Source organism: Stutzerimonas kunmingensis (assembly GCF_021432085.1).
Taxonomy (GTDB): domain Bacteria; phylum Pseudomonadota; class Gammaproteobacteria; order Pseudomonadales; family Pseudomonadaceae; genus Stutzerimonas.
The window spans coordinates 2,006,694-2,025,289 of sequence record NZ_CP090366.1; the positions used below are offsets into that span (position 1 = coordinate 2,006,694).

Annotated in this window: 12 protein-coding genes, 2 rRNA genes and 2 pseudogenes; 12 read left to right on the forward strand and 4 right to left on the reverse strand. The window is 61.0% G+C overall.

Annotated features, from left to right (window positions below; translation table 11 throughout):
- Positions 1–201 precede the first annotated feature (201 nt).
- Together LW136_RS09595 and rrf are read left to right on the forward strand one after the other, a co-directional pair.
- Positions 202–3,092: ribosomal RNA gene (locus tag LW136_RS09595) — 23S ribosomal RNA — on the forward strand.
- Between the two features lie 133 nt (positions 3,093–3,225).
- Positions 3,226–3,341 (forward strand): 5S ribosomal RNA (gene rrf / locus LW136_RS09600).
- Positions 3,342–3,704: 363 nt separating this feature from the next.
- On the opposite strand, the gene LW136_RS09605 is transcribed toward rrf, so the two are convergent.
- Positions 3,705–5,099, reverse strand: a complete 1,395-nt coding sequence (locus tag LW136_RS09605; RefSeq protein WP_044315350.1) for a class II fumarate hydratase — start codon at positions 5,097–5,099, stop codon at positions 3,705–3,707.
- Positions 5,100–5,245: 146 nt separating this feature from the next.
- Here LW136_RS09605 and LW136_RS09610 point away from each other — a divergent pair, with 146 nt between their 5' ends.
- The 6 genes from LW136_RS09610 to LW136_RS09635 all read left to right on the forward strand — a co-directional run bounded on the left by LW136_RS09610 (position 5,246) and on the right by LW136_RS09635 (position 11,752).
- Positions 5,246–5,752: a DUF2059 domain-containing protein gene (locus LW136_RS09610; RefSeq protein WP_014820627.1), complete on the forward strand. Its 507-nt coding sequence runs from the start codon at positions 5,246–5,248 to the stop codon at positions 5,750–5,752.
- A gap of 11 nt (positions 5,753–5,763) precedes the next feature.
- Complete coding sequence (locus LW136_RS09615; protein ID WP_014820626.1) at positions 5,764–6,060, forward strand: BolA family protein; 297 nt, start codon at positions 5,764–5,766, stop codon at positions 6,058–6,060.
- Positions 6,061–6,187: 127 nt separating this feature from the next.
- Positions 6,188–7,123: an oxygen-dependent tRNA uridine(34) hydroxylase TrhO gene (gene trhO, locus LW136_RS09620; RefSeq protein ID WP_044315335.1), complete on the forward strand. Its 936-nt coding sequence runs from the start codon at positions 6,188–6,190 to the stop codon at positions 7,121–7,123.
- 71 nt (positions 7,124–7,194) lie between these two features.
- Positions 7,195–7,794: a DsbA family protein gene (locus tag LW136_RS09625; RefSeq protein WP_080902113.1), complete on the forward strand. Its 600-nt coding sequence runs from the start codon at positions 7,195–7,197 to the stop codon at positions 7,792–7,794.
- A complete protein-coding gene (locus LW136_RS09630; protein WP_044315337.1) occupies positions 7,787–9,565 on the forward strand; it encodes an ABC transporter ATP-binding protein in 1,779 nt (592 codons plus the stop codon). The genes LW136_RS09625 and LW136_RS09630 overlap by 8 nt, the downstream gene beginning before the upstream one ends.
- Positions 9,566–9,799: 234 nt before the next feature.
- Positions 9,800–11,752, forward strand: coding sequence for a methyl-accepting chemotaxis protein (locus tag LW136_RS09635; protein ID WP_044315338.1), 1,953 nt, complete (start codon positions 9,800–9,802; stop codon positions 11,750–11,752).
- A 44-nt stretch (positions 11,753–11,796) separates the two neighbouring features.
- Here LW136_RS09635 and LW136_RS09640 read toward each other — a convergent pair whose 3' ends face one another.
- Positions 11,797–12,840 carry a metal-dependent hydrolase gene (locus LW136_RS09640; protein WP_234175058.1) on the reverse strand — a complete coding sequence of 348 codons (1,044 nt, stop codon included), beginning with the start codon at positions 12,838–12,840 and terminating at the stop codon, positions 11,797–11,799.
- 136 nt (positions 12,841–12,976) lie between these two features.
- On the opposite strand from LW136_RS09640, the gene arfB reads away from it, so the two are divergent.
- Positions 12,977–13,390, forward strand: coding sequence for an alternative ribosome rescue aminoacyl-tRNA hydrolase ArfB (gene arfB, locus LW136_RS09645; RefSeq protein WP_046622352.1), 414 nt, complete (start codon positions 12,977–12,979; stop codon positions 13,388–13,390).
- A 37-nt stretch (positions 13,391–13,427) separates the two neighbouring features.
- Here the strand turns inward: arfB and LW136_RS09650 are convergent, their stop codons facing one another.
- A complete protein-coding gene (locus tag LW136_RS09650; RefSeq protein WP_234175059.1) occupies positions 13,428–14,744 on the reverse strand; it encodes an MFS transporter in 1,317 nt (438 codons plus the stop codon).
- Positions 14,745–15,131: 387 nt separating this feature from the next.
- Positions 15,132–15,491 carry a YgjP-like metallopeptidase domain-containing protein gene (locus tag LW136_RS09655; RefSeq protein WP_234175060.1) on the reverse strand — a complete coding sequence of 120 codons (360 nt, stop codon included), beginning with the start codon at positions 15,489–15,491 and terminating at the stop codon, positions 15,132–15,134.
- On the opposite strand from LW136_RS09655, the pseudogene LW136_RS09660 reads away from it, so the two are divergent.
- From LW136_RS09660 to LW136_RS09670, 3 genes and pseudogenes are all read left to right on the forward strand, one after another.
- Positions 15,472–15,840 (forward strand): annotated as a pseudogene (locus LW136_RS09660) (Arm DNA-binding domain-containing protein); the annotation flags it as partial. The gene LW136_RS09655 and the pseudogene LW136_RS09660 sit on opposite strands and share 20 nt — an antisense overlap.
- Positions 15,837–16,103: pseudogene (locus LW136_RS09665) on the forward strand (S26 family signal peptidase); the annotation flags it as partial. The pseudogenes LW136_RS09660 and LW136_RS09665, both read left to right, overlap by 4 nt.
- Before the next feature lie 460 nt (positions 16,104–16,563).
- Entirely contained in the window at positions 16,564–18,555 is a 1,992-nt protein-coding gene (locus LW136_RS09670; RefSeq protein ID WP_191122546.1) for a relaxase/mobilization nuclease domain-containing protein, read from the forward strand.
- Positions 18,556–18,596 lie beyond the last annotated feature (41 nt).

Sequence of the window (18,596 nt, forward strand, 5' to 3'; positions counted from 1 at the left end):
TGATGTGTGAGGGTATTGATTTCTGGTCTTTGCGCCAGAACTGTTCTTTAAAAATTTGGGTATGTGATAGAAGTAGATTTGAGTGGTCACTTTCACTGGTGATTATTCAAGTCAAGGTAAAATTTGCGTGTTCTCTATGCAAATTTTCGGCGAATGTCGTCTTCACGTTATAGACAGTAACCAGATTGCTTGGGGTTATATGGTCAAGTGAAGAAGCGCATACGGTGGATGCCTTGGCAGTCAGAGGCGATGAAAGACGTGGTAGCCTGCGAAAAGCTTCGGGGAGTCGGCAAACAGACTTTGATCCGGAGATGTCTGAATGGGGGAACCCAGCCATCATAAGATGGTTATCACACACTGAATACATAGGTGTGTGAGGCGAACCAGGGGAACTGAAACATCTAAGTACCCTGAGGAAAAGAAATCAACCGAGATTCCCTTAGTAGTGGCGAGCGAACGGGGATTAGCCCTTAAGCTTCTTTGATTTTAGCGGAACGCTCTGGAAAGTGCGGCCATAGTGGGTGATAGCCCTGTACGCGAAAAGGTCTTAGAAGTGAAATCGAGTAGGACGGAGCACGAGAAACTTTGTCTGAATATGGGGGGACCATCCTCCAAGGCTAAATACTACTGACTGACCGATAGTGAACCAGTACCGTGAGGGAAAGGCGAAAAGAACCCCGGAGAGGGGAGTGAAATAGAACCTGAAACCGTATGCGTACAAGCAGTGGGAGCCTACTTTGTTAGGTGACTGCGTACCTTTTGTATAATGGGTCAGCGACTTATTTTCAGTGGCGAGCTTAACCGAATAGGGGAGGCGTAGCGAAAGCGAGTCTTAATAGGGCGTCTAGTCGCTGGGAATAGACCCGAAACCGGGCGATCTATCCATGGGCAGGTTGAAGGTTAGGTAACACTGACTGGAGGACCGAACCGACTACCGTTGAAAAGTTAGCGGATGACCTGTGGATCGGAGTGAAAGGCTAATCAAGCTCGGAGATAGCTGGTTCTCCTCGAAAGCTATTTAGGTAGCGCCTCGTGTATCACTGCTGGGGGTAGAGCACTGTTTCGGCTAGGGGGTCATCCCGACTTACCAAACCGATGCAAACTCCGAATACCAGCAAGTGTCAGCACGGGAGACACACGGCGGGTGCTAACGTCCGTCGTGAAAAGGGAAACAACCCAGACCGTCAGCTAAGGTCCCAAAATCCTGGTTAAGTGGGAAACGATGTGGGAAGGCTTAGACAGCTAGGAGGTTGGCTTAGAAGCAGCCACCCTTTAAAGAAAGCGTAATAGCTCACTAGTCGAGTCGGCCTGCGCGGAAGATGTAACGGGGCTCAAACCAGGTACCGAAGCTACGGGTTCAACGTAAGTTGAGCGGTAGAGGAGCGTTCTGTAAGCCTGTGAAGGTCAGTTGAGAAGCTGGCTGGAGGTATCAGAAGTGCGAATGCTGACATGAGTAACGACAATGCGAGTGAAAAACTCGCACGCCGAAAGACCAAGGGTTCCTGCGCAACGTTAATCGACGCAGGGTGAGTCGGTCCCTAAGGCGAGGCTGAAGAGCGTAGTCGATGGGAAACGGGTTAATATTCCCGTACTTCTAGTTACTGCGATGGGGGGACGGAGAAGGCTAGGCCAGCAAGGCGTTGGTTGTCCTTGTTTAAGGTGGTAGGCAGAGATCTTAGGTAAATCCGGGATCTTAATGCCGAGAGCTGATGACGAGCTTTCTTTTAGAAAGCGAAGTGGTTGATGCCATGCTTCCAGGAAAAGCCTCTAAGCTTCAGGTAACTAGGAACCGTACCCCAAACCGACACAGGTGGTTGGGTAGAGAATACCAAGGCGCTTGAGAGAACTCGGGTGAAGGAACTAGGCAAAATGGCACCGTAACTTCGGGAGAAGGTGCGCCGGTGAGGGTGAAGTATTTACTACGTAAGCCCATGCCGGTCGAAGATACCAGGCCGCTGCGACTGTTTATTAAAAACACAGCACTCTGCAAACACGAAAGTGGACGTATAGGGTGTGACGCCTGCCCGGTGCCGGAAGGTTAATTGATGGGGTTAGCGCAAGCGAAGCTCTTGATCGAAGCCCCGGTAAACGGCGGCCGTAACTATAACGGTCCTAAGGTAGCGAAATTCCTTGTCGGGTAAGTTCCGACCTGCACGAATGGCGTAACGATGGCGGCGCTGTCTCCACCCGAGACTCAGTGAAATTGAAATCGCTGTGAAGATGCAGTGTATCCGCGGCTAGACGGAAAGACCCCGTGAACCTTTACTATAGCTTTGCACTGGACTTTGAATTTGCTTGTGTAGGATAGGTGGGAGGCTTTGAAGCGTGGACGCCAGTTCGCGTGGAGCCAACCTTGAAATACCACCCTGGCAACTTTGAGGTTCTAACTCTGGTCCGTTATCCGGATCGAGGACAGTGTATGGTGGGTAGTTTGACTGGGGCGGTCTCCTCCTAAAGAGTAACGGAGGAGTACGAAGGTGCGCTCAGACCGGTCGGAAATCGGTCGTAGAGTATAAAGGCAAAAGCGCGCTTGACTGCGAGACAGACACGTCGAGCAGGTACGAAAGTAGGTCTTAGTGATCCGGTGGTTCTGTATGGAAGGGCCATCGCTCAACGGATAAAAGGTACTCCGGGGATAACAGGCTGATACCGCCCAAGAGTTCATATCGACGGCGGTGTTTGGCACCTCGATGTCGGCTCATCACATCCTGGGGCTGAAGCCGGTCCCAAGGGTATGGCTGTTCGCCATTTAAAGTGGTACGCGAGCTGGGTTTAGAACGTCGTGAGACAGTTCGGTCCCTATCTGCCGTGGACGTTTGAGATTTGAGAGGGGCTGCTCCTAGTACGAGAGGACCGGAGTGGACGAACCTCTGGTGTTCCGGTTGTCACGCCAGTGGCATTGCCGGGTAGCTACGTTCGGAAGAGATAACCGCTGAAAGCATCTAAGCGGGAAACTTGCCTCAAGATGAGATCTCACTGGAGCCTTGAGCTCCCTGAAGGGCCGTCGAAGACTACGACGTTGATAGGTTGGGTGTGTAAGCGCTGTGAGGCGTTGAGCTAACCAATACTAATTGCCCGTGAGGCTTGACCATATAACACCCAAACAATTTGGCTGTTAGACGGAAAGTCGACAAACAGACCGAAAATCTGCACGAACACGCAATACCAATTCATCACATACCCGATTGGCTGCAGCGGCTAAACCCCGAGGCAGCAACTGAATTGCTTGACGACCATAGAGCGTTGGAACCACCTGATCCCTTCCCGAACTCAGTAGTGAAACGACGCATCGCCGATGGTAGTGTGGGGTCTCCCCATGTGAGAGTAGGTCATCGTCAAGCTCCTTTCCCAAACCCCCGACCCGCGTAAGCTGGTCGGGGGTTTGCTTTTGGGGCAGAGAAAAGCACAAGGCGCTAACGCGGTGCTGGAATTGCCGATAGTGCAGCTTTAGGCTGGTGTTAAAACAGAAGCCTGCCCCCGACAACCACGTAGTGTCAGTCCTAACAGCCCCGAAGTGCTGGAGCAGAGCCAGCCGTTGGGTCTTGGCCGGCACTAGCTAATGCTTGAGCTGGAGCCGCCCGCAGCTGTCGTCTAGATACATTGCTCCGGCTGGTCTTAGGCAGCCCCAGCCGGCACAGCGCGCGACCTAAGGTTCGCGGCAGGCGTGTGAGAGCACACAGCAGACAGACGCTTCCGCTACACCGTTATTCCCTTTGTCCGGCTTCAAGCATCGTCTCTGGACGAACCCATTGATCGAACTCCTCGCTGGTAAGGTAACCAAGCTCCATGGCTGCTTCGCGCAATGTGGTGCCTTGCGCATAGGCCTTCTTGGCGATTTCAGCTGCCCGGTCATAGCCGATATGAGGATTCAGTGCGGTTACCAGCATAAGCCCGCGTTCCAGATGCTCGGCCATACGCGCCGGGTCCGGCTCTAATCCGGAAATGCAATGAGCGTTGAAGTTGCGGCATCCGTCGGACAGCAGTTGGACCGATTGAAGCAGGTTATGAATGATCACCGGCTTGAATACGTTCAATTGCAGATGTCCCTGACTCGCTGCAAAGCTGATCGTCGTGTCATTGCCCATGACCTGGCAAGCGAGCATTGATAAGGCTTCGCATTGGGTTGGATTGACCTTGCCGGGCATGATCGAACTACCTGGTTCGTTGGCTGGCAATCGCACCTCAGCGAATCCCCCGCGCGGACCGGAGCCGAGCAGACGAAGATCATTGGCCAACTTCATCAACGCGACGGCCAGCGTCTTCAGCGCACCGGACATCGCGACCAGCGGCTCATGTCCGGCCAGCGCGGCGAACTTGTTTGGGGCAGAGACGAAGGGGAGGCCCGAGAGAGCGGCCAGCTCCGCTGCGATGGCTTCGGCGAAGCCGTGCGGCGAGTTCAAGCCGGTGCCTACCGCAGTACCCCCCTGCGCCAGTTCATAAACAGCCGGCAGGCACTGACGGATCGTGCGTTCGGCGATATCGAGCTGCGCGACAAACGCCGACATCTCCTGGCCGAAGGTAATCGGAGTTGCATCCATCAGATGGGTGCGTCCGGTCTTGATCAGCTTATTGTGTCGCACTGCAAGCTCTGCCAGTCCACCGGACAGTTCTGCAATGGCAGGCAGCAGTTGGCTGTGCACGGCTTTGGCGGCCGCAATGTGCATTGCTGTCGGGAAGCAGTCGTTGGAGCTCTGCGCGCGATTAACGTGATCGTTCGGATGGACTGGCGCCTTGCCGCCTCGGTTGCCGCCGGCCAGCTCGTTGGCGCGACCCGCGATCACCTCGTTGACGTTCATATTGCTCTGCGTGCCGCTGCCGGTTTGCCAGACGACCAGCGGAAACTGGCCGTCGTGCTGACCATGCAGAACCTCATCCGCGGCTTGCTCGATCAGGCGCGCGATGTCGGGCGGCAGATCACCAATTCGATTGTTTACACGCGCTGCAGCTTTCTTGATCAGCGCTAACGCATGCAGCACCTGGATCGGCATTCGCTCGCTACCAATCGCGAAGTTGCTCAGCGATCGCTGCGTCTGTGCGCCCCAGTAAGCCTGTTCCGGTACTTCGACTTGCCCCAGACTGTCGGTCTCTATACGCGTCATGCCATGCTCCTGCTCAATATTGCTGGTTAGGCTGCCCTGCGGCATCGGCAGTTCCGTAGCTTTGCCTTCGGCCGCTTGAGGCATTGGAACTCCGAGCGCAGAATGTGTCCATTGAGGGCTACCTATAGCCAGCCCAAGGATTTCCAATGTCGACTTTTCGTGTCCAGACCCTGCGCGCTGCAGCGCTGTTCATCTGTATCAGTTCATCGGCTTTTGCCGATAGTGCGAGCCATGCGGGAAGTGCAGAACGTTTTCTGCAGCTTGCCAATGCTGACCGGCTCGCCGTACCTGTTTATGCCCAAGTGCAGCAGATGTTTGCGCAGCGTTTTGCCGAAGCGCAGGCGCCAGATACCAAGAAGGCGCTGCTCGAGCGCTATCAGGCTCAGGCCAATACTGCTTTGGACAAGGCTATAGGGTGGGACAAGCTGAAGCCGGATCTGGTCGCTTTGTACACCAGCCAGTTCTCCGAAACGGAACTGAATCAGCTGATCGATTTTTATGAGTCGCCACTCGGCAAGAAGATGCTCAGCAAGCTGCCGGAGCTCAATGCTCGCTCGGCTCAGCTTACCCAGGTCAAGTTGGAAAGCGCGGTGCCGGAAGTGAATAACCTGCTGTCCGAGATGACGGCCGAACTCGAGAAACAGAAGCCTTAAGAGACCCTGCCATGCGCAAGCTCGATTTGATCCAAGACGCCCTGCAAGCCTTGCAGCCCGAGCACCTTGAAGTGCTCGATGAAAGCCACACACACAGTCGCGGGCAGGAAACACATTACAAAGCCGTGATCGTCAGCGAGCAGTTCACCGGACTGAATTCGGTCAAGCGTCACCAAAAGGCTTATGCCGCGATGGGGGCTCTGATGCAACAGATCCATGCCCTTGCGCTGCATACCTATACGCCTGAGGAGTGGGCGCAACAAGGCACGGCCCCGGCATCACCGGTTTGTGCTGGTGGGCATAAATAGCGTGCCGTCTCGCACGGGACCATTCTTGCCGTTCTTTGTTAGACTTCCTCCCCGCGCCGGCCCACGCCGGCGCTTTCGTTTGTATCCGGTCCACCCTTTACGCGGGTGACCACTGGCGGAAGTACCCATGACACGAAAAATCGTTGTGGCAGCGCTGTACAAGTTCGTATCGCTGCCTGATTACGTTGCGCTGCGCGAACCCCTGCTCGAAACCCTCACGCACAATGGCATCAAGGGCACCTTGTTGTTGGCCGAGGAGGGTATCAACGGCACGGTCTCCGGTACCCGCGAGGCCATCAATGCGCTGCTTGAATGGTTTCGGCTCGATGACCGCCTTACCGACATCGACCACAAGGAATCGTACTGCGACGAGCAGCCGTTCTATCGCACCAAGGTCAAGCTGAAGAAGGAGATCGTCACGCTCGGCGTTGAGGGTGTCGATCCGAATCGGCAGGTTGGAACCTATGTCGAGCCGCAAGACTGGAACGCGCTGATCGCCGATCCGGAAGTGTTGCTGATCGACACCCGTAACGACTACGAAGTGGCAATCGGTACGTTCGAAGGTGCGGTCGACCCGAAGACCAAATCGTTCCGAGACTTTCCTGACTACATCAAGGCTCACTACGACCCGGCAAAGCACAAGAAGGTCGCAATGTTCTGCACCGGCGGCATTCGCTGCGAGAAGGCGTCGAGCTATATGCTTGGTGAGGGCTTTGAGGAGGTTTATCACCTCAAGGGCGGCATCCTCAAGTATCTGGAGGAGGTGCCGGAGACGCAAAGTCGATGGCAAGGCGACTGCTTCGTGTTCGATAACCGCGTGACCGTGCGGCATGACCTCAGCGTCGGTGAGTTCGATCTGTGCCATGCCTGCCGCGCACCGCTATCCGTGGAAGATCGTCAATCGGAGCACTACGCTGCGGGTATCAGCTGTCCGCATTGCTGGGATACGTTAAGTGAGAAGACGCGCGCCGGCGCTCGCGAACGGCAGAAACAGATTGAGCTGGCGCGTCAGCGCAATCAGCCGCATCCCATCGGCCGCGACCCGCGAAAACTAGACCGCTGAGCCAACTGGCTGCTGCGCCAGCCTGCCATTGGAGTATCGAAGTGGCCCGACTGATCTATGTGATGGACCCAATGTGCTCCTGGTGCTGGGGATTCGCGCCGGTAGTGACGGCGCTGGCCGAGCAAGCCGCGGCTCAGGGCGTATCGCTAGGGCTGAGGGTGGGCGGGCTGCGTCGCGAGCAGGGCGTTATGGATCAGGCAGGGCGGCAGCGCACGCTGTCCTACTGGCAGGCCGTGCACTCGGCGACAGGTCAGTCGTTCAATCTGGATAAGGGCTTGCCTGACGCGTTGATCTACGACACAGAGCGCGCTTGCCGTGCGCTTGTCGCTGCTCGCAGCCTCGATGAATCTCGCGTCTGGTCGCTGTCATTGGCGATTCAGCAGGCGTTCTACCAGCACGGGTTCGATGTGACCCTGCCAGCGGTGCTGGTGGACCTGGCCGAGACCGCAGGTCTTTCGCGGAGTCAGTTCGCCGAGCGTTATGACGACCCGGCCACCAAGGCAGCCACCGTGTCTGACTTTACCTGGGTCGAGAACCTCGGCATTGCCGGCTTCCCCACACTGCTGGCCGAGCACGAAGGGCAACTGGCGCTGGTCACCAACGGTTATCAACCGCTGTCTGCACTAAGCCCGCTACTGGAACGCTGGCTGGAGCGTAACGCCCATGCCTGACCAACTCAGCTGGGCAGAGATACGCCGGCTCGCATTGCACCATCGCAAAGCGCTGATCCTGGCGAATCTGGTTGCCGTGCTGGCGACGCTCTGCAGTGTGCCGATTCCGTTGCTGCTGCCGCTGTTGGTCGACGAGGTGCTGCTCGGAGCGGGCGACTCGGCGCTGCAGATCATGGATCGCTTTCTGCCTGCCAGCTGGGAAACCGCTGTTGGCTATATCGGGCTCATGCTCGGCGTGACCCTGGTATTGCGGTCTTCTGCGCTGGTGTTCAACGTGCTGCAGGCGCGCCTGTTCGCTCGGCTTTCGAAGGACATCGTTTATCGCATTCGCGTGCGGCTGATCGAGCGGCTCAAGCGCATTGCCCTGGCGGAATACGAAAGCCTCGGCGGCGGCACGGTGGCGGCGCACCTGGTCACCGATCTGGAGACCATCGACAAGTTCATCGGCGATACGCTCAGCCGTCTGCTGGTGGCCGTGCTGTCGATTTTCGGCACGGCGGCCATTCTGGTGTGGATGCACTGGCAGTTGGCGTTGTTGATTCTCCTGTTCAATCCGCTGGTGATCTACGCCACGGTGCAGCTGGGCAAGCGCGTGAAGCACCTGAAGAAGCTGGAGAACGACAGCACGTCGCGCTTCACCCAGGCACTCACGGAAACCCTCGACGCCATCCAGGAAGTGCGCGCCGGCAACCGGCAGGGATTCTTCCTCGGTCGCCTGGGTTTGCGCGCGCGGGAGGTACGCGACTACGCGGTTGCTTCGCAGTGGAAGACCGACGCGTCCAACCGTGCCAGTGGCCTGCTGTTCCAGTTCGGTATTGACGTGTTTCGCGCCGCGGCAATGCTCACTGTGCTGTTTTCCGATCTGTCGATCGGCCAGATGCTGGCGGTCTTCAGCTACCTCTGGTTCATGATCGGTCCGGTGGAGCAACTGTTGAGCCTGCAGTACGCCTTCTACGCAGCTGGCGGTGCGCTGGGCCGCATCAACCAGCTGCTGGCGCGGGCGGACGAGCCGCAGTACGCCGGAGGACGCGATCCTTTCGCCGGCCAGACGACGGTGGCGATCGATGTACGAGGTCTGCGCTTTGCCTATCAGGATGAACCGATTCTGGAAGGGCTTGATCTCAGCATCGCGCCGGGCGAGAAGGTCGCAATCGTCGGAGCCAGCAGAGGAGGCAAGAGCACCCTGGTGCAGCTGCTGCTGGGGCTGTATCAGGCGCAGGCCGGGCGGATCCAGTTCGGCGGCGTGGCGCTTGAAGAGATCGGGCTGGGCACCGTGCGCGACAACGTTGCAGTAGTGCTGCAGCATCCCGCACTGTTCAACGACAGCGTGCGAGCCAACCTGATGATGGGCCGCGAGCGAGATGACGACGCCTGCTGGCGGGCGCTGGAGATCGCTCAGCTGGCCGATACCATTCGTCAATTACCGAACGGTCTGGACAGCATCGTCGGCCGTTCCGGTGTGCGTCTGTCCGGCGGTCAGCGGCAGCGCCTGGCCGTAGCACGCATGATCCTGGCCGAGCCAAAGGTCGTGATTCTCGATGAAGCCACCTCTGCGCTGGATGCGGCGACGGAGTATGCCCTGCACCAAGGCCTCAATCGTTTCCTTCAGGGGCGTACGACGCTGATCATTGCCCATCGCCTGTCGGCGGTGAAACAGGCGGATCGCGTACTGGTCTTCGACGGTGGCCGCATCGCCGAAGACGGCGGCCACCAGCAGCTCATCGCCGAGGGTGGGCTTTACGCTCGGCTCTATGGGCACCTGCAGCACTAGCTGCGCAGGCACGTCATTCACCCGCAGCGGGTCACCGAGTTCGCCGTTGGGACTTGGCCGAAAGCCGCAGCTGATCCGCACCCATAGGTGGGCGTCCTGGCGCCGGCCGCGACAGGCGAAGGTCGTTAGCACTTACCGTCAGTCTTAAGGCGCCAAAAATATCCAGCCGCCACGCTCAACTATTAGTAATCTCTGCCGACTTCCCGTTCGTGCCTCTTTTGTGGAACTTCTCTGATGGAACCAGTGCTGAATTCACTCACTAATCTCTCGGTCGGCAAAAAGCTCATCGGTGGTTTCGGCCTGGTACTGCTGCTCACGCTTGGAGTGGCCGGTACCGGGTTCGTTGCCGTCGATGAAATCCTTGGCCGGGCCCGGCAGATCGAGCAGCTTTCCAGCGTCAACGCCTCCATTCTGGCGGCGCGTGGTGCCGAGCGGGACTACGCGCTGACCCGTCAGTCGTCTTCAGCCGAAGCGCTGCACGGCTCGCTGCAGCAACTGAATCAGAAGCTCGCCGGCCTGACCACCAGCTCCGATGCCGCCGAGCGGGCCTATCTGACGCGGATCAGCCAGGCTGCGGATGAATACGCGCAAAAGTTCGACCGTTACATGCAGCTGATCGAGCGCGGCGGGGCGCTACGTACGCGGATGCAGGAGGCCGCTCAGGTCAGTCGCGAGGAGTTCGAGTTCATCGAGCTGGACATGTACGATGCGGTACGGGTGCTGCGACTGGAGGGAGATCGGCTCAAGGGAAGCGATCCGCTGACCGTCGCCGAGGCGACTTCGGGCCTGACCAAGCAGATCCTGGACATGCGTACCCTGGAGAATGTCTACGTTGCCAACAGCTCGGATGAAGCAGCCACCAGCTGGAGCGACTTGCACGGGAACGTGACCACCATCGGCAGCAATCTCAAGATCTGGCTGAACGATGACCAGAAGGCTTCCATGGACAAGGCCTTGGCCGAGCTGGACCAGTACAGGCTGGCGTTCGACGAGTTCCGTCAGAATCGTAGCGAACGCCTCGCGCTCGAACAGTCAATGGCCCAGCAGTCCGAAGTCGTGATCGCTGCTGCCGACGAGGCCTTGGCCAATGCCAGCAGCGCCATGCAGCAACAGAAAGGCAGCAGCTACATGTTGCTCGGCGTGATTGGCGCGCTGGCCATTCTCGTCGGCCTGCTGGCCGCCACGGTGATCTCGCGAATGATCGTCGGCCCGCTTCGCAGCACCGTCCAGCAGGCACAGCGGGTCGCCAGCGGTGATCTGACGTACTCCGCGGCAAGCTCGCGTCGTGACGAGGTCGGGCAACTGCAGAACGCCATGCACGACATGACCGAAAGCCTGCGCAACCTGATCGGTCGTATCGGTGGCAGCGTCAGCCAGATCGCCGCAGCCGCCGATCAGCTTTCGGCGGTGACCGCGCAAACCAGCGCCGGCGTACAGACTCAGCGCGTCGAGACCGAGCAGGTGGCCACCGCGATGCACGAGATGGCTGCGACGGTGCAGGAGGTTGCACGCAATGCCGAGCAGGCTTCCATTGCCGCGCGCCAGGCGGATCAGCAGGCGCGGCAGGGCGATCTGGTGGTGCAGGATGCCGTAGGACAGATCGGCAACCTGGCCGGCGAGGTGAATCAGTCGGCGCATGCGATCGAAGCGTTGCACGCCGAAAGTGGACGCATCGGCAGCGTGCTCGAGGTGATTCGAGCGGTTGCCGAGCAAACCAATCTGTTGGCACTCAATGCGGCCATCGAAGCGGCTCGTGCCGGCGAGCAGGGCCGCGGCTTCGCCGTGGTGGCTGACGAGGTTCGTGCCCTGGCGCGGCGTACCCATGATTCCACCGAGGAAATCGAGGGGCTTATCGCCAACCTGCAGCGGGTTGCGCAACAGGCGGTGGAGCAGATGCAGAGCAGCCGTGACCTGACTCAACGGACCGTAGATCTGGCCAACGAAGCCGGCGTCGCGCTTGGGCGCATCACGGAGTCGGTGTCGACCATCGAGCAGATGAACCAGCAGATCGCGGCAGCTGCCGAGCAGCAGAGCGCCGTGGCCGAGAACATTTCCGAGAGCGTGACCCGCGTGCGGGATATCGGTGACCAGAGCGCCAGTGCCACCGAGCACACCGCCAGTGCCAGCGCCGAGCTGGCACGCCTGGGACTGGAATTGCAGGAACTGGTTCGTCAGTTCCGCACCTGACCCGCGTAGGGGGTATGCGGCTCAAGCTCCTTGAGCCGCTTTCTTCAGCGACCGCCGTTCAGTTCAGCTGCCCAGGCGGCCAGAGGTAGCGCTGGCTCCTGCTGCCAGATGCGCTGCCACAGGCTGACCAGGCGGCTCATGTCGCCCCGGTTGGCGGGCAGTCGTTCGGGTTGCGCAATTAGCTGCCAGCCTTCGGCAGAGCGCTCTGCCAGCGGAAAGCGGAATGGATGAAAACCGGTCATGCCCAGGCGCAGATCGGTCACCAGCAGCTGATCGCCATCCACGTCATAGCGCAGCACGTTTCCGGTAAACCAGTTCAAGCGTTCGTGCTGATCTGAGCCATTGAGCTCCGAGGCCAGCTGCGCGTTGCGTGGAAGCCGCACGAGGCTGGGTGGTGCAGCATCCCACCAGCTGACCAGCGTTTCGTAATAGTGCTCGCCATCTACCAGAATCACCCGCCACAGCAGGCTGTTGAAGGGTGTTGGTGTGCTGAACATCTGCTCCGCCTGGATCCCCTGGCTAGCCATGGTCGCCTGCACGCGGTGCTCGGCCATCTGTTTGCCGGCCAGCGTGAACCCCAGATAACAGGTGGAAATGGCCAGGGCGTAGGCGGGCCATCTGGCTCTGCGTCCGCGCAGGCCAAACAGCAGACCCGCCAGCACCGCAATGAGCAGTGGCACGCTGTAGAGAGGATCGATGATGAATACGCTGGACCAGGCGATAGGCGGCGTGATCAGTGGCCAGAGCAGCTGCGTGCCATAGCTGGTGAAGGCGTCCAGCAGGACGTGAGTGATCAGCACCAGCCAGATGCCGAAGAACAGTCGTGTACCGGTGTATCGCTCGTCTGGGCGGAATCGCCTGATCAGCCAGGTCAGCAGAACGGCGAGCAGACTCAGCACGAACAACGAATGGCTGAAGCCGCGGTGATAGGTCATGTTGGCGACCGCATCGCCGTAGTCGATGACCACATCGAGGTCTGGTAGGGTCCCGAGCATGGCGCCGTAAACGAGCGCCTTGCGACCCTGCCAGCGACCGAGCATCGCGCCTTGTACACTGGCACCGAGTAGAGCCTGGGTGATCGAGTCCATGTTCAGATCCGTTGGGGCGGGCGTTTACCTTAGCCGAACGGCTGCCGGCAGCTGACGGCCAATGTTCTAAAAAGTGTGTCAGTGGCGCGCAGGTCATAGGACAATCACCGACACCCATCGTCCGCCGCGAGCTTTCATGCTGGAAATTTCCAATGCCGTGCAGTTGCCGGATGCCGAGATCGAACTGACTGCCATCCGCGCCCAGGGTGCGGGCGGGCAGAACGTCAACAAGGTTTCCAGCGCGTTGCACTTGCGCTTCGACATCCAGGCGTCGTCATTGCCGCCGTTCTACAAGGAGCGGCTGCTGGCCCTGCGCGATAGCCGGATCACCAGCGAAGGCGTGGTCGTCATCAAGGCGCAGCGGTATCGAACCCAGGAGCACAACCGCCTCGATGCGCTGGAGCGACTGGCTGAACTGATTCGCAGCGTGGCCAAGGTGGAGAAGGCGCGCCGCCCGACCAAGCCGACGCTCGGCTCGAAGAAGCGCCGGCTTGAAGGCAAGACCAAGCGCGGCGCGATCAAGGCGGGGCGAGGCAAGGTCGACTTCTGATCGGCGTGTGTCGCCACGCCGCCCGCGGAGCAGCCGGCTACAGGGTGCCGGTCCGTGGTGGCATCGGCTCGTCCTGCGCGACCGAATGCTCGTCGACCATTTCCGCCTCGTTGGCTGGCGCAGCATCAGCTTCGACTTCCGGGGTGTCGGGCATCAGCTCCAGCACGGTATGGCTGGTACGCAGCATGGGTGTGAAATGACCGTGCGGCTCGGTGACCAGATCCACTACGCGACGCGGGCGCCAGAACGAGTAGATCGCGAGGATGCCGAGCGACACGGCGAAGAACAGTGGCAGGGCGATGTGGCCGAACAGGTGCATCAGACCACCGGCGACCACCGGGCCGAACGCCGCACCGAAGCCGTTGGCCAGCAACAGGCCGCTGGAACCCGAAAGAATTTCGTCCGGGTGCAACTGATCGACCATCTGCGCAACGGCGATCGAATAGATCGAAAATGCCAGCCCGCCCCAGAGAAACATCAGCCCCAGCAGCAGCGAGCCGGACAGGATCGGTGTGATCACCAGCGCCAGGACCGCGGCGATCGCCACCACCCAGAGCAGCACGACGCGCCGGTCATGCTTGTCCGAGAACAGCCCGATTGGCCATTGCAGCACCGCGCCGCCGAGAATCGTGATGCTCATCAGCAGGCCGACACCGGCGGCATCGAAACCGACCTGGCTCGCATATACCGGCGCCAGACCCCAGAAACCGCCCAGCGTGAGCCCGGAAATACCGGCCGCCATCAACGGCAGCGGGGCGATGCGCGCCAGTTGCAGCAAGTCGGTGGCTGGCATGTCCGGCAGCGCGGGTTGCGCCTGGCGGGTCAGGGTGATCGGCATCAGCGCGCTGCTGATGAGAATGGCGGCCAGCGCGAACAGCGTGAAATTCATCGGTGTGTCGAGGCTCAACAGCTGTTGGGCAGCCGCCAGCGCGCCGAGGTTGACCGCCATGTACAGCGCGAACACCTGGCCGCGCTTCTCGCCGCTGACCTGCGCGTTCAGCCAGCTTTCGATGACCATGTACAGCGTGACCAGCGACACCCCGTAAAGCACCCGCAGCACCAGCCACACCCACGGGTTGACGATCAGCACGTGCACCAGTACGGCGACCGCCGCCAGCGCGGCATAGAAGGCGAAGGTGCGGATGTGGCCGATGCGGCGGATCAGCGAGGGCGCCAGCCAGGTGCCGATCAGGAAGCCGGCGAAATAGCCGGACATCAGCAGACCGATCATGCCGGTGGAGTAGCCTTCGGCAACGCCGCGCAGAGTCAGGAGTGTGTTGAGCAGTCCGTGGCCGAGCAGCAGCAAAGCTACTCCGCCCAGCAACGAACTGATGGGGGCAATCAAGGACTTCATGTCGAACAACCCTAGGCAACTAATACGGTGATGGCAACCTGCTTGTTCGCTGGCCACCGTGAAACATTATGTGCGGACGATGTGCTCGGCTGGGCTCTGCCGCCGGTTGCTTGGGCAGTTTTTCCCGTTCAGGATTCCGCGCACATCGGATTTTCCAGCGGAGCGTTGTGGCTGATGTGTCGTACGTCAGCTAACTGGAGAATTCCGTCAAGGATGAGAATTCAAAAAACCCTTCTGGATCAGATGCCTACGATTGGGCGCTGGTATGCCAATCAGCGAGTCGCGCATTTTTTCTCCTAACCTGCACTGCTGCTCACTGGTGGGACATGGCGATCTGATTGGCTGAAATTGACGTTATGAATGGGATCATGCGATGCAGCGAGCAGCCTAGAACTCAGCCAGCACCGATCCGTTAAGTTCCTCACGCAGCGTCCGCCATTGCGGCAAGTGCTGGTTAAGCAACCCGGTAAATCGCACGTTGTGATGGTGCTCCAACAGATGTGTCAGCTCATGCACAAGGATGTATTCCAGACATTGCGCCGGCTTTTTTGTTTCACGATGACTCCAGCCCGGTAGTTCGCTGGACTGCGCCGTAGCTCGATACAGCAGGTTTATCAATAGCTTACGCGCGTCCATCATATGCCGGTGCTTTCTGAAACTTGACCCGGTTTTCCCTCGCGCCGCTCCTATCTGGCTCTTGGAATCCGGGTCGTTCCAAGGAGTCATCATGGCAAAGATCAAGCTCACCAAAACCGCCGTGGAGGCGGCCCAGCCCCAAGCCAAGGATGTTGAACTGCGGGATACCGTGGTGCCTGGCTTCCTGTGCAAGATTACCCCGACCGGCCGCCGGGTGTTCATGCTCCAGTACCGCACGAACTCCGGCCAGCCCCGCAAGCCCTCGCTGGGGCTGTACGGGGAGCTGACCGTCGAACAGGCACGAGTCAAGGCACAGGACTGGCTGGCCGAGGTTCGCCGGGGCGGCGACCCCGGCGGCGCCAAGGCCGAGGCGCGCAAGGCGCCCACGATGGCCGAGTTGTGCAAGAAGTTCATGGAGGACTACTCCAAGAAGCGCAACAAGCCCAGCACGCAGGACGGCTAGGTGCGGTGGCGCCGCAAGAGGTGTGCATCGCTGACGGCAGCGTCCGCATCAACGGCGTGCCTTCGGCCGCCGTGCTGCCTGCCGACCGCTGGGGCCGCCCGCTGCCATCCTGGCAGCAGTGCCGCCGCCTTCGGCCTGGCGAGCTGTTCCTGCTCAGTGTCACCAATCCGGCGTCGTTCGACAGCCGGTATTTCGGGCCGGTCAGCGCATCCGCCGTGATCGGCGTCGCGCATCCGGTCTGGCTGGAATCCCGCCCATGATGGCCGTCGATTCGCTGCACGTTGCCGTGCATCTCATCGTGCCATCGGGCGTGTCGTCCTGCTGGTCGTCGCCGTGTCGTCGCGCGTGCAGTGCGGGTGCCAATCCTGCGCATTGGGCACCGCACTTCGCGCTGCCTTCGGCGCAGCCGTCCAACGTGCAGGCGTCTTGCCTCGAACGCGCCCGGCCTGCGGCCGTGTCCGCGTTCGCCGGCGCGCTGGCTGCTCGCGCAGCAGCGCCGCCGGGCCGCCGCTGCTCCGAGCGACAGCGAGGGGCAAAGGCGGAAGGCAAGACAAAAGGGTGCGGCACCTGTCGGCCCGCAAAGCCAGTCTGCACGTGCGGGTGGCGCGGCACGCAGCGGCTTCGCCGCCGTGCCGCGTGGGGCGCGAGGCTCGCGCCAATGCAGGCTTGTCCGCGTGCTTCGCACGACCAGACATGCCAGAGCTTGCAGGGAGCACAGCCATGACCGACCGCCGCGACGACGATTTCCGCATCCGCCCCGGCGCCCCAAAGAACCGCGACCAGAGCTTCGTCTCCAAGGTGCTCAAGCAGGCGGGCAAGGCCAGCAGCGGCAAGTCCGCTGTGCGCCGTCCTGGCACTGCCACCGGCACCGGCACCGGGAGGGGCACCGGCCAGCGGCCCGGCTCGCGCCTCGGGCGCGGCCACACAGCGGCGCGCTTCGCCGGCGCCAAGCTGACGCCCATGTCGCGGCGCGTGACCATCAAGACGCTGCTGGTCAACCAGCGCCAAGCCAGCCCGCAGTCGCTCGCCAAGCATCTACGCTACATCGAGCGCGACGGTGTGGGCCGCGATGGCGAGCCGGGCCAAGCCTACGGGCCGCAAACCGATGCCGCCGACCTCGACGCCTTCAAGGAACGCTGCGCTGACGACCGGCACCATTTCCGCTTCATCCTCTCGCCCGAGGATGGGGCCGAGCTGGAAGACCTACGCACCTACACGCGGCACCTGATGGGCCGCATGGAAGCCGACCTGGGCACGGGCCTCGATTGGGTAGCCGTCAACCACTGGAACACCGACAACCCGCACACGCACATCGTCGTGCGCGGACGCGACGACACCGGCAAAGACCTCATCATCGCGGGCGACTACATCGCCGATGGCTTCCGCCATCGCGCCGCAGAACTGGCGACCGAATGGCTGGGGCCGCGCAGCGAGCTGGAGATCCAGCAGACCTTGCAGCGCGAGGTGGAGCAAGAGCGGTGGACGAGCCTCGACCGCACGTTGCAGCGCGAGGCCGGCGAGGATGGCCGGGTGCAGATCGAACGCTTCAACGAACCTCGGCTGCAACGCCAGCGCCTGCTGCTGATCGGCCGGCTGCAACGCTTGCAGCGCCTGGGCCTGGCCGACGAGATGCAGCCGGGCACCTGGGCCGTCCATGCCGACGCGGAAAAGACCCTGCGCGCCCTGGGCGAACGTGGCGACATCATCCGCACCATGCAGCGGGCGATGCGCGGCGAGCCGCGCGAACTGGCGGTGTTCGAGCCGGGCGACGACGGCCGAACCATCCTCGGCCGAGTGGCCGCGAAGGGACTGGCCGACGAGCTGCGCGACCGGGGCTATCTGGTCATCGACGGCGTGGACGGCAAGGCCCACTACGTCGCGCTCAATGCCCGCGACGAGCTGGCGAACTACCCGACTGGCGCCGTGGTGGAGGTGAAGGGGTCGGCCGACGTGCGCGCGGCCGACAAGAACATCGCCGCGCTGGCGAGCGATGGCCTGTACCGCACTGACCACCACCTGGCCGTCGCGCAGGGTCAGGCCGTGCCGGGCCGCGATCCGCAGGAAGTCGTCGCGGCCCACGTCCGCCGGCTGGAAGCCCTGCGCCGCGCCGGCATCGTGGAGCGCGTGGCCGAGGGACTATGGAAGGTGCCGGACGACCTGGCCGAACAGGGCCGCCGCTATGACGCGCAGCGCCTGGGCGGCGTGGCGGTGGAACTGAAATCGCACCTGCCCATCGAGCGGCAGGCCCGCGTGATCGGCGCCACTTGGCTCGACCAGCAGTTGATCGGTGGCGGGTCGGGCCTGGGCGACCTGGGCTTTGGTAGTGAGGCCAAACAGGCGATGCAGCAGCGCGCCGACTTCCTGGCCGAACAGGGGCTGGCCGAGCGGCGCGGGCAGCGCGTGATTCTGGCGCGCAACCTGCTGGGCACGCTGCGCAACCGGGAGCTGGCGCAGGCCGCCAAGGACATTGCCGCCGAAACTGGCCTGGAGCATCGGCCCGTGACTGACGGGCAGCGCGTGGCGGGCATCTACAGGCGCTCCGTCATGCTCGCCAGTGGGCGCTACGCCATGCTCGATGGCGGCAAGGGGTTCAGCCTGGTGCCGTGGAAACCAGTGATCGAGCAGCGGCTAGGACAGCAGCTTGCCGCTACGGTGCGCGGTGGCGGGGTGTCTTGGGAGATCGGGCGGCAGCGTGGGCCTGCCGTCGGTTAACTGTTCACACTAGCAGAGTGTGGCGCCAGCGAGCCATGATA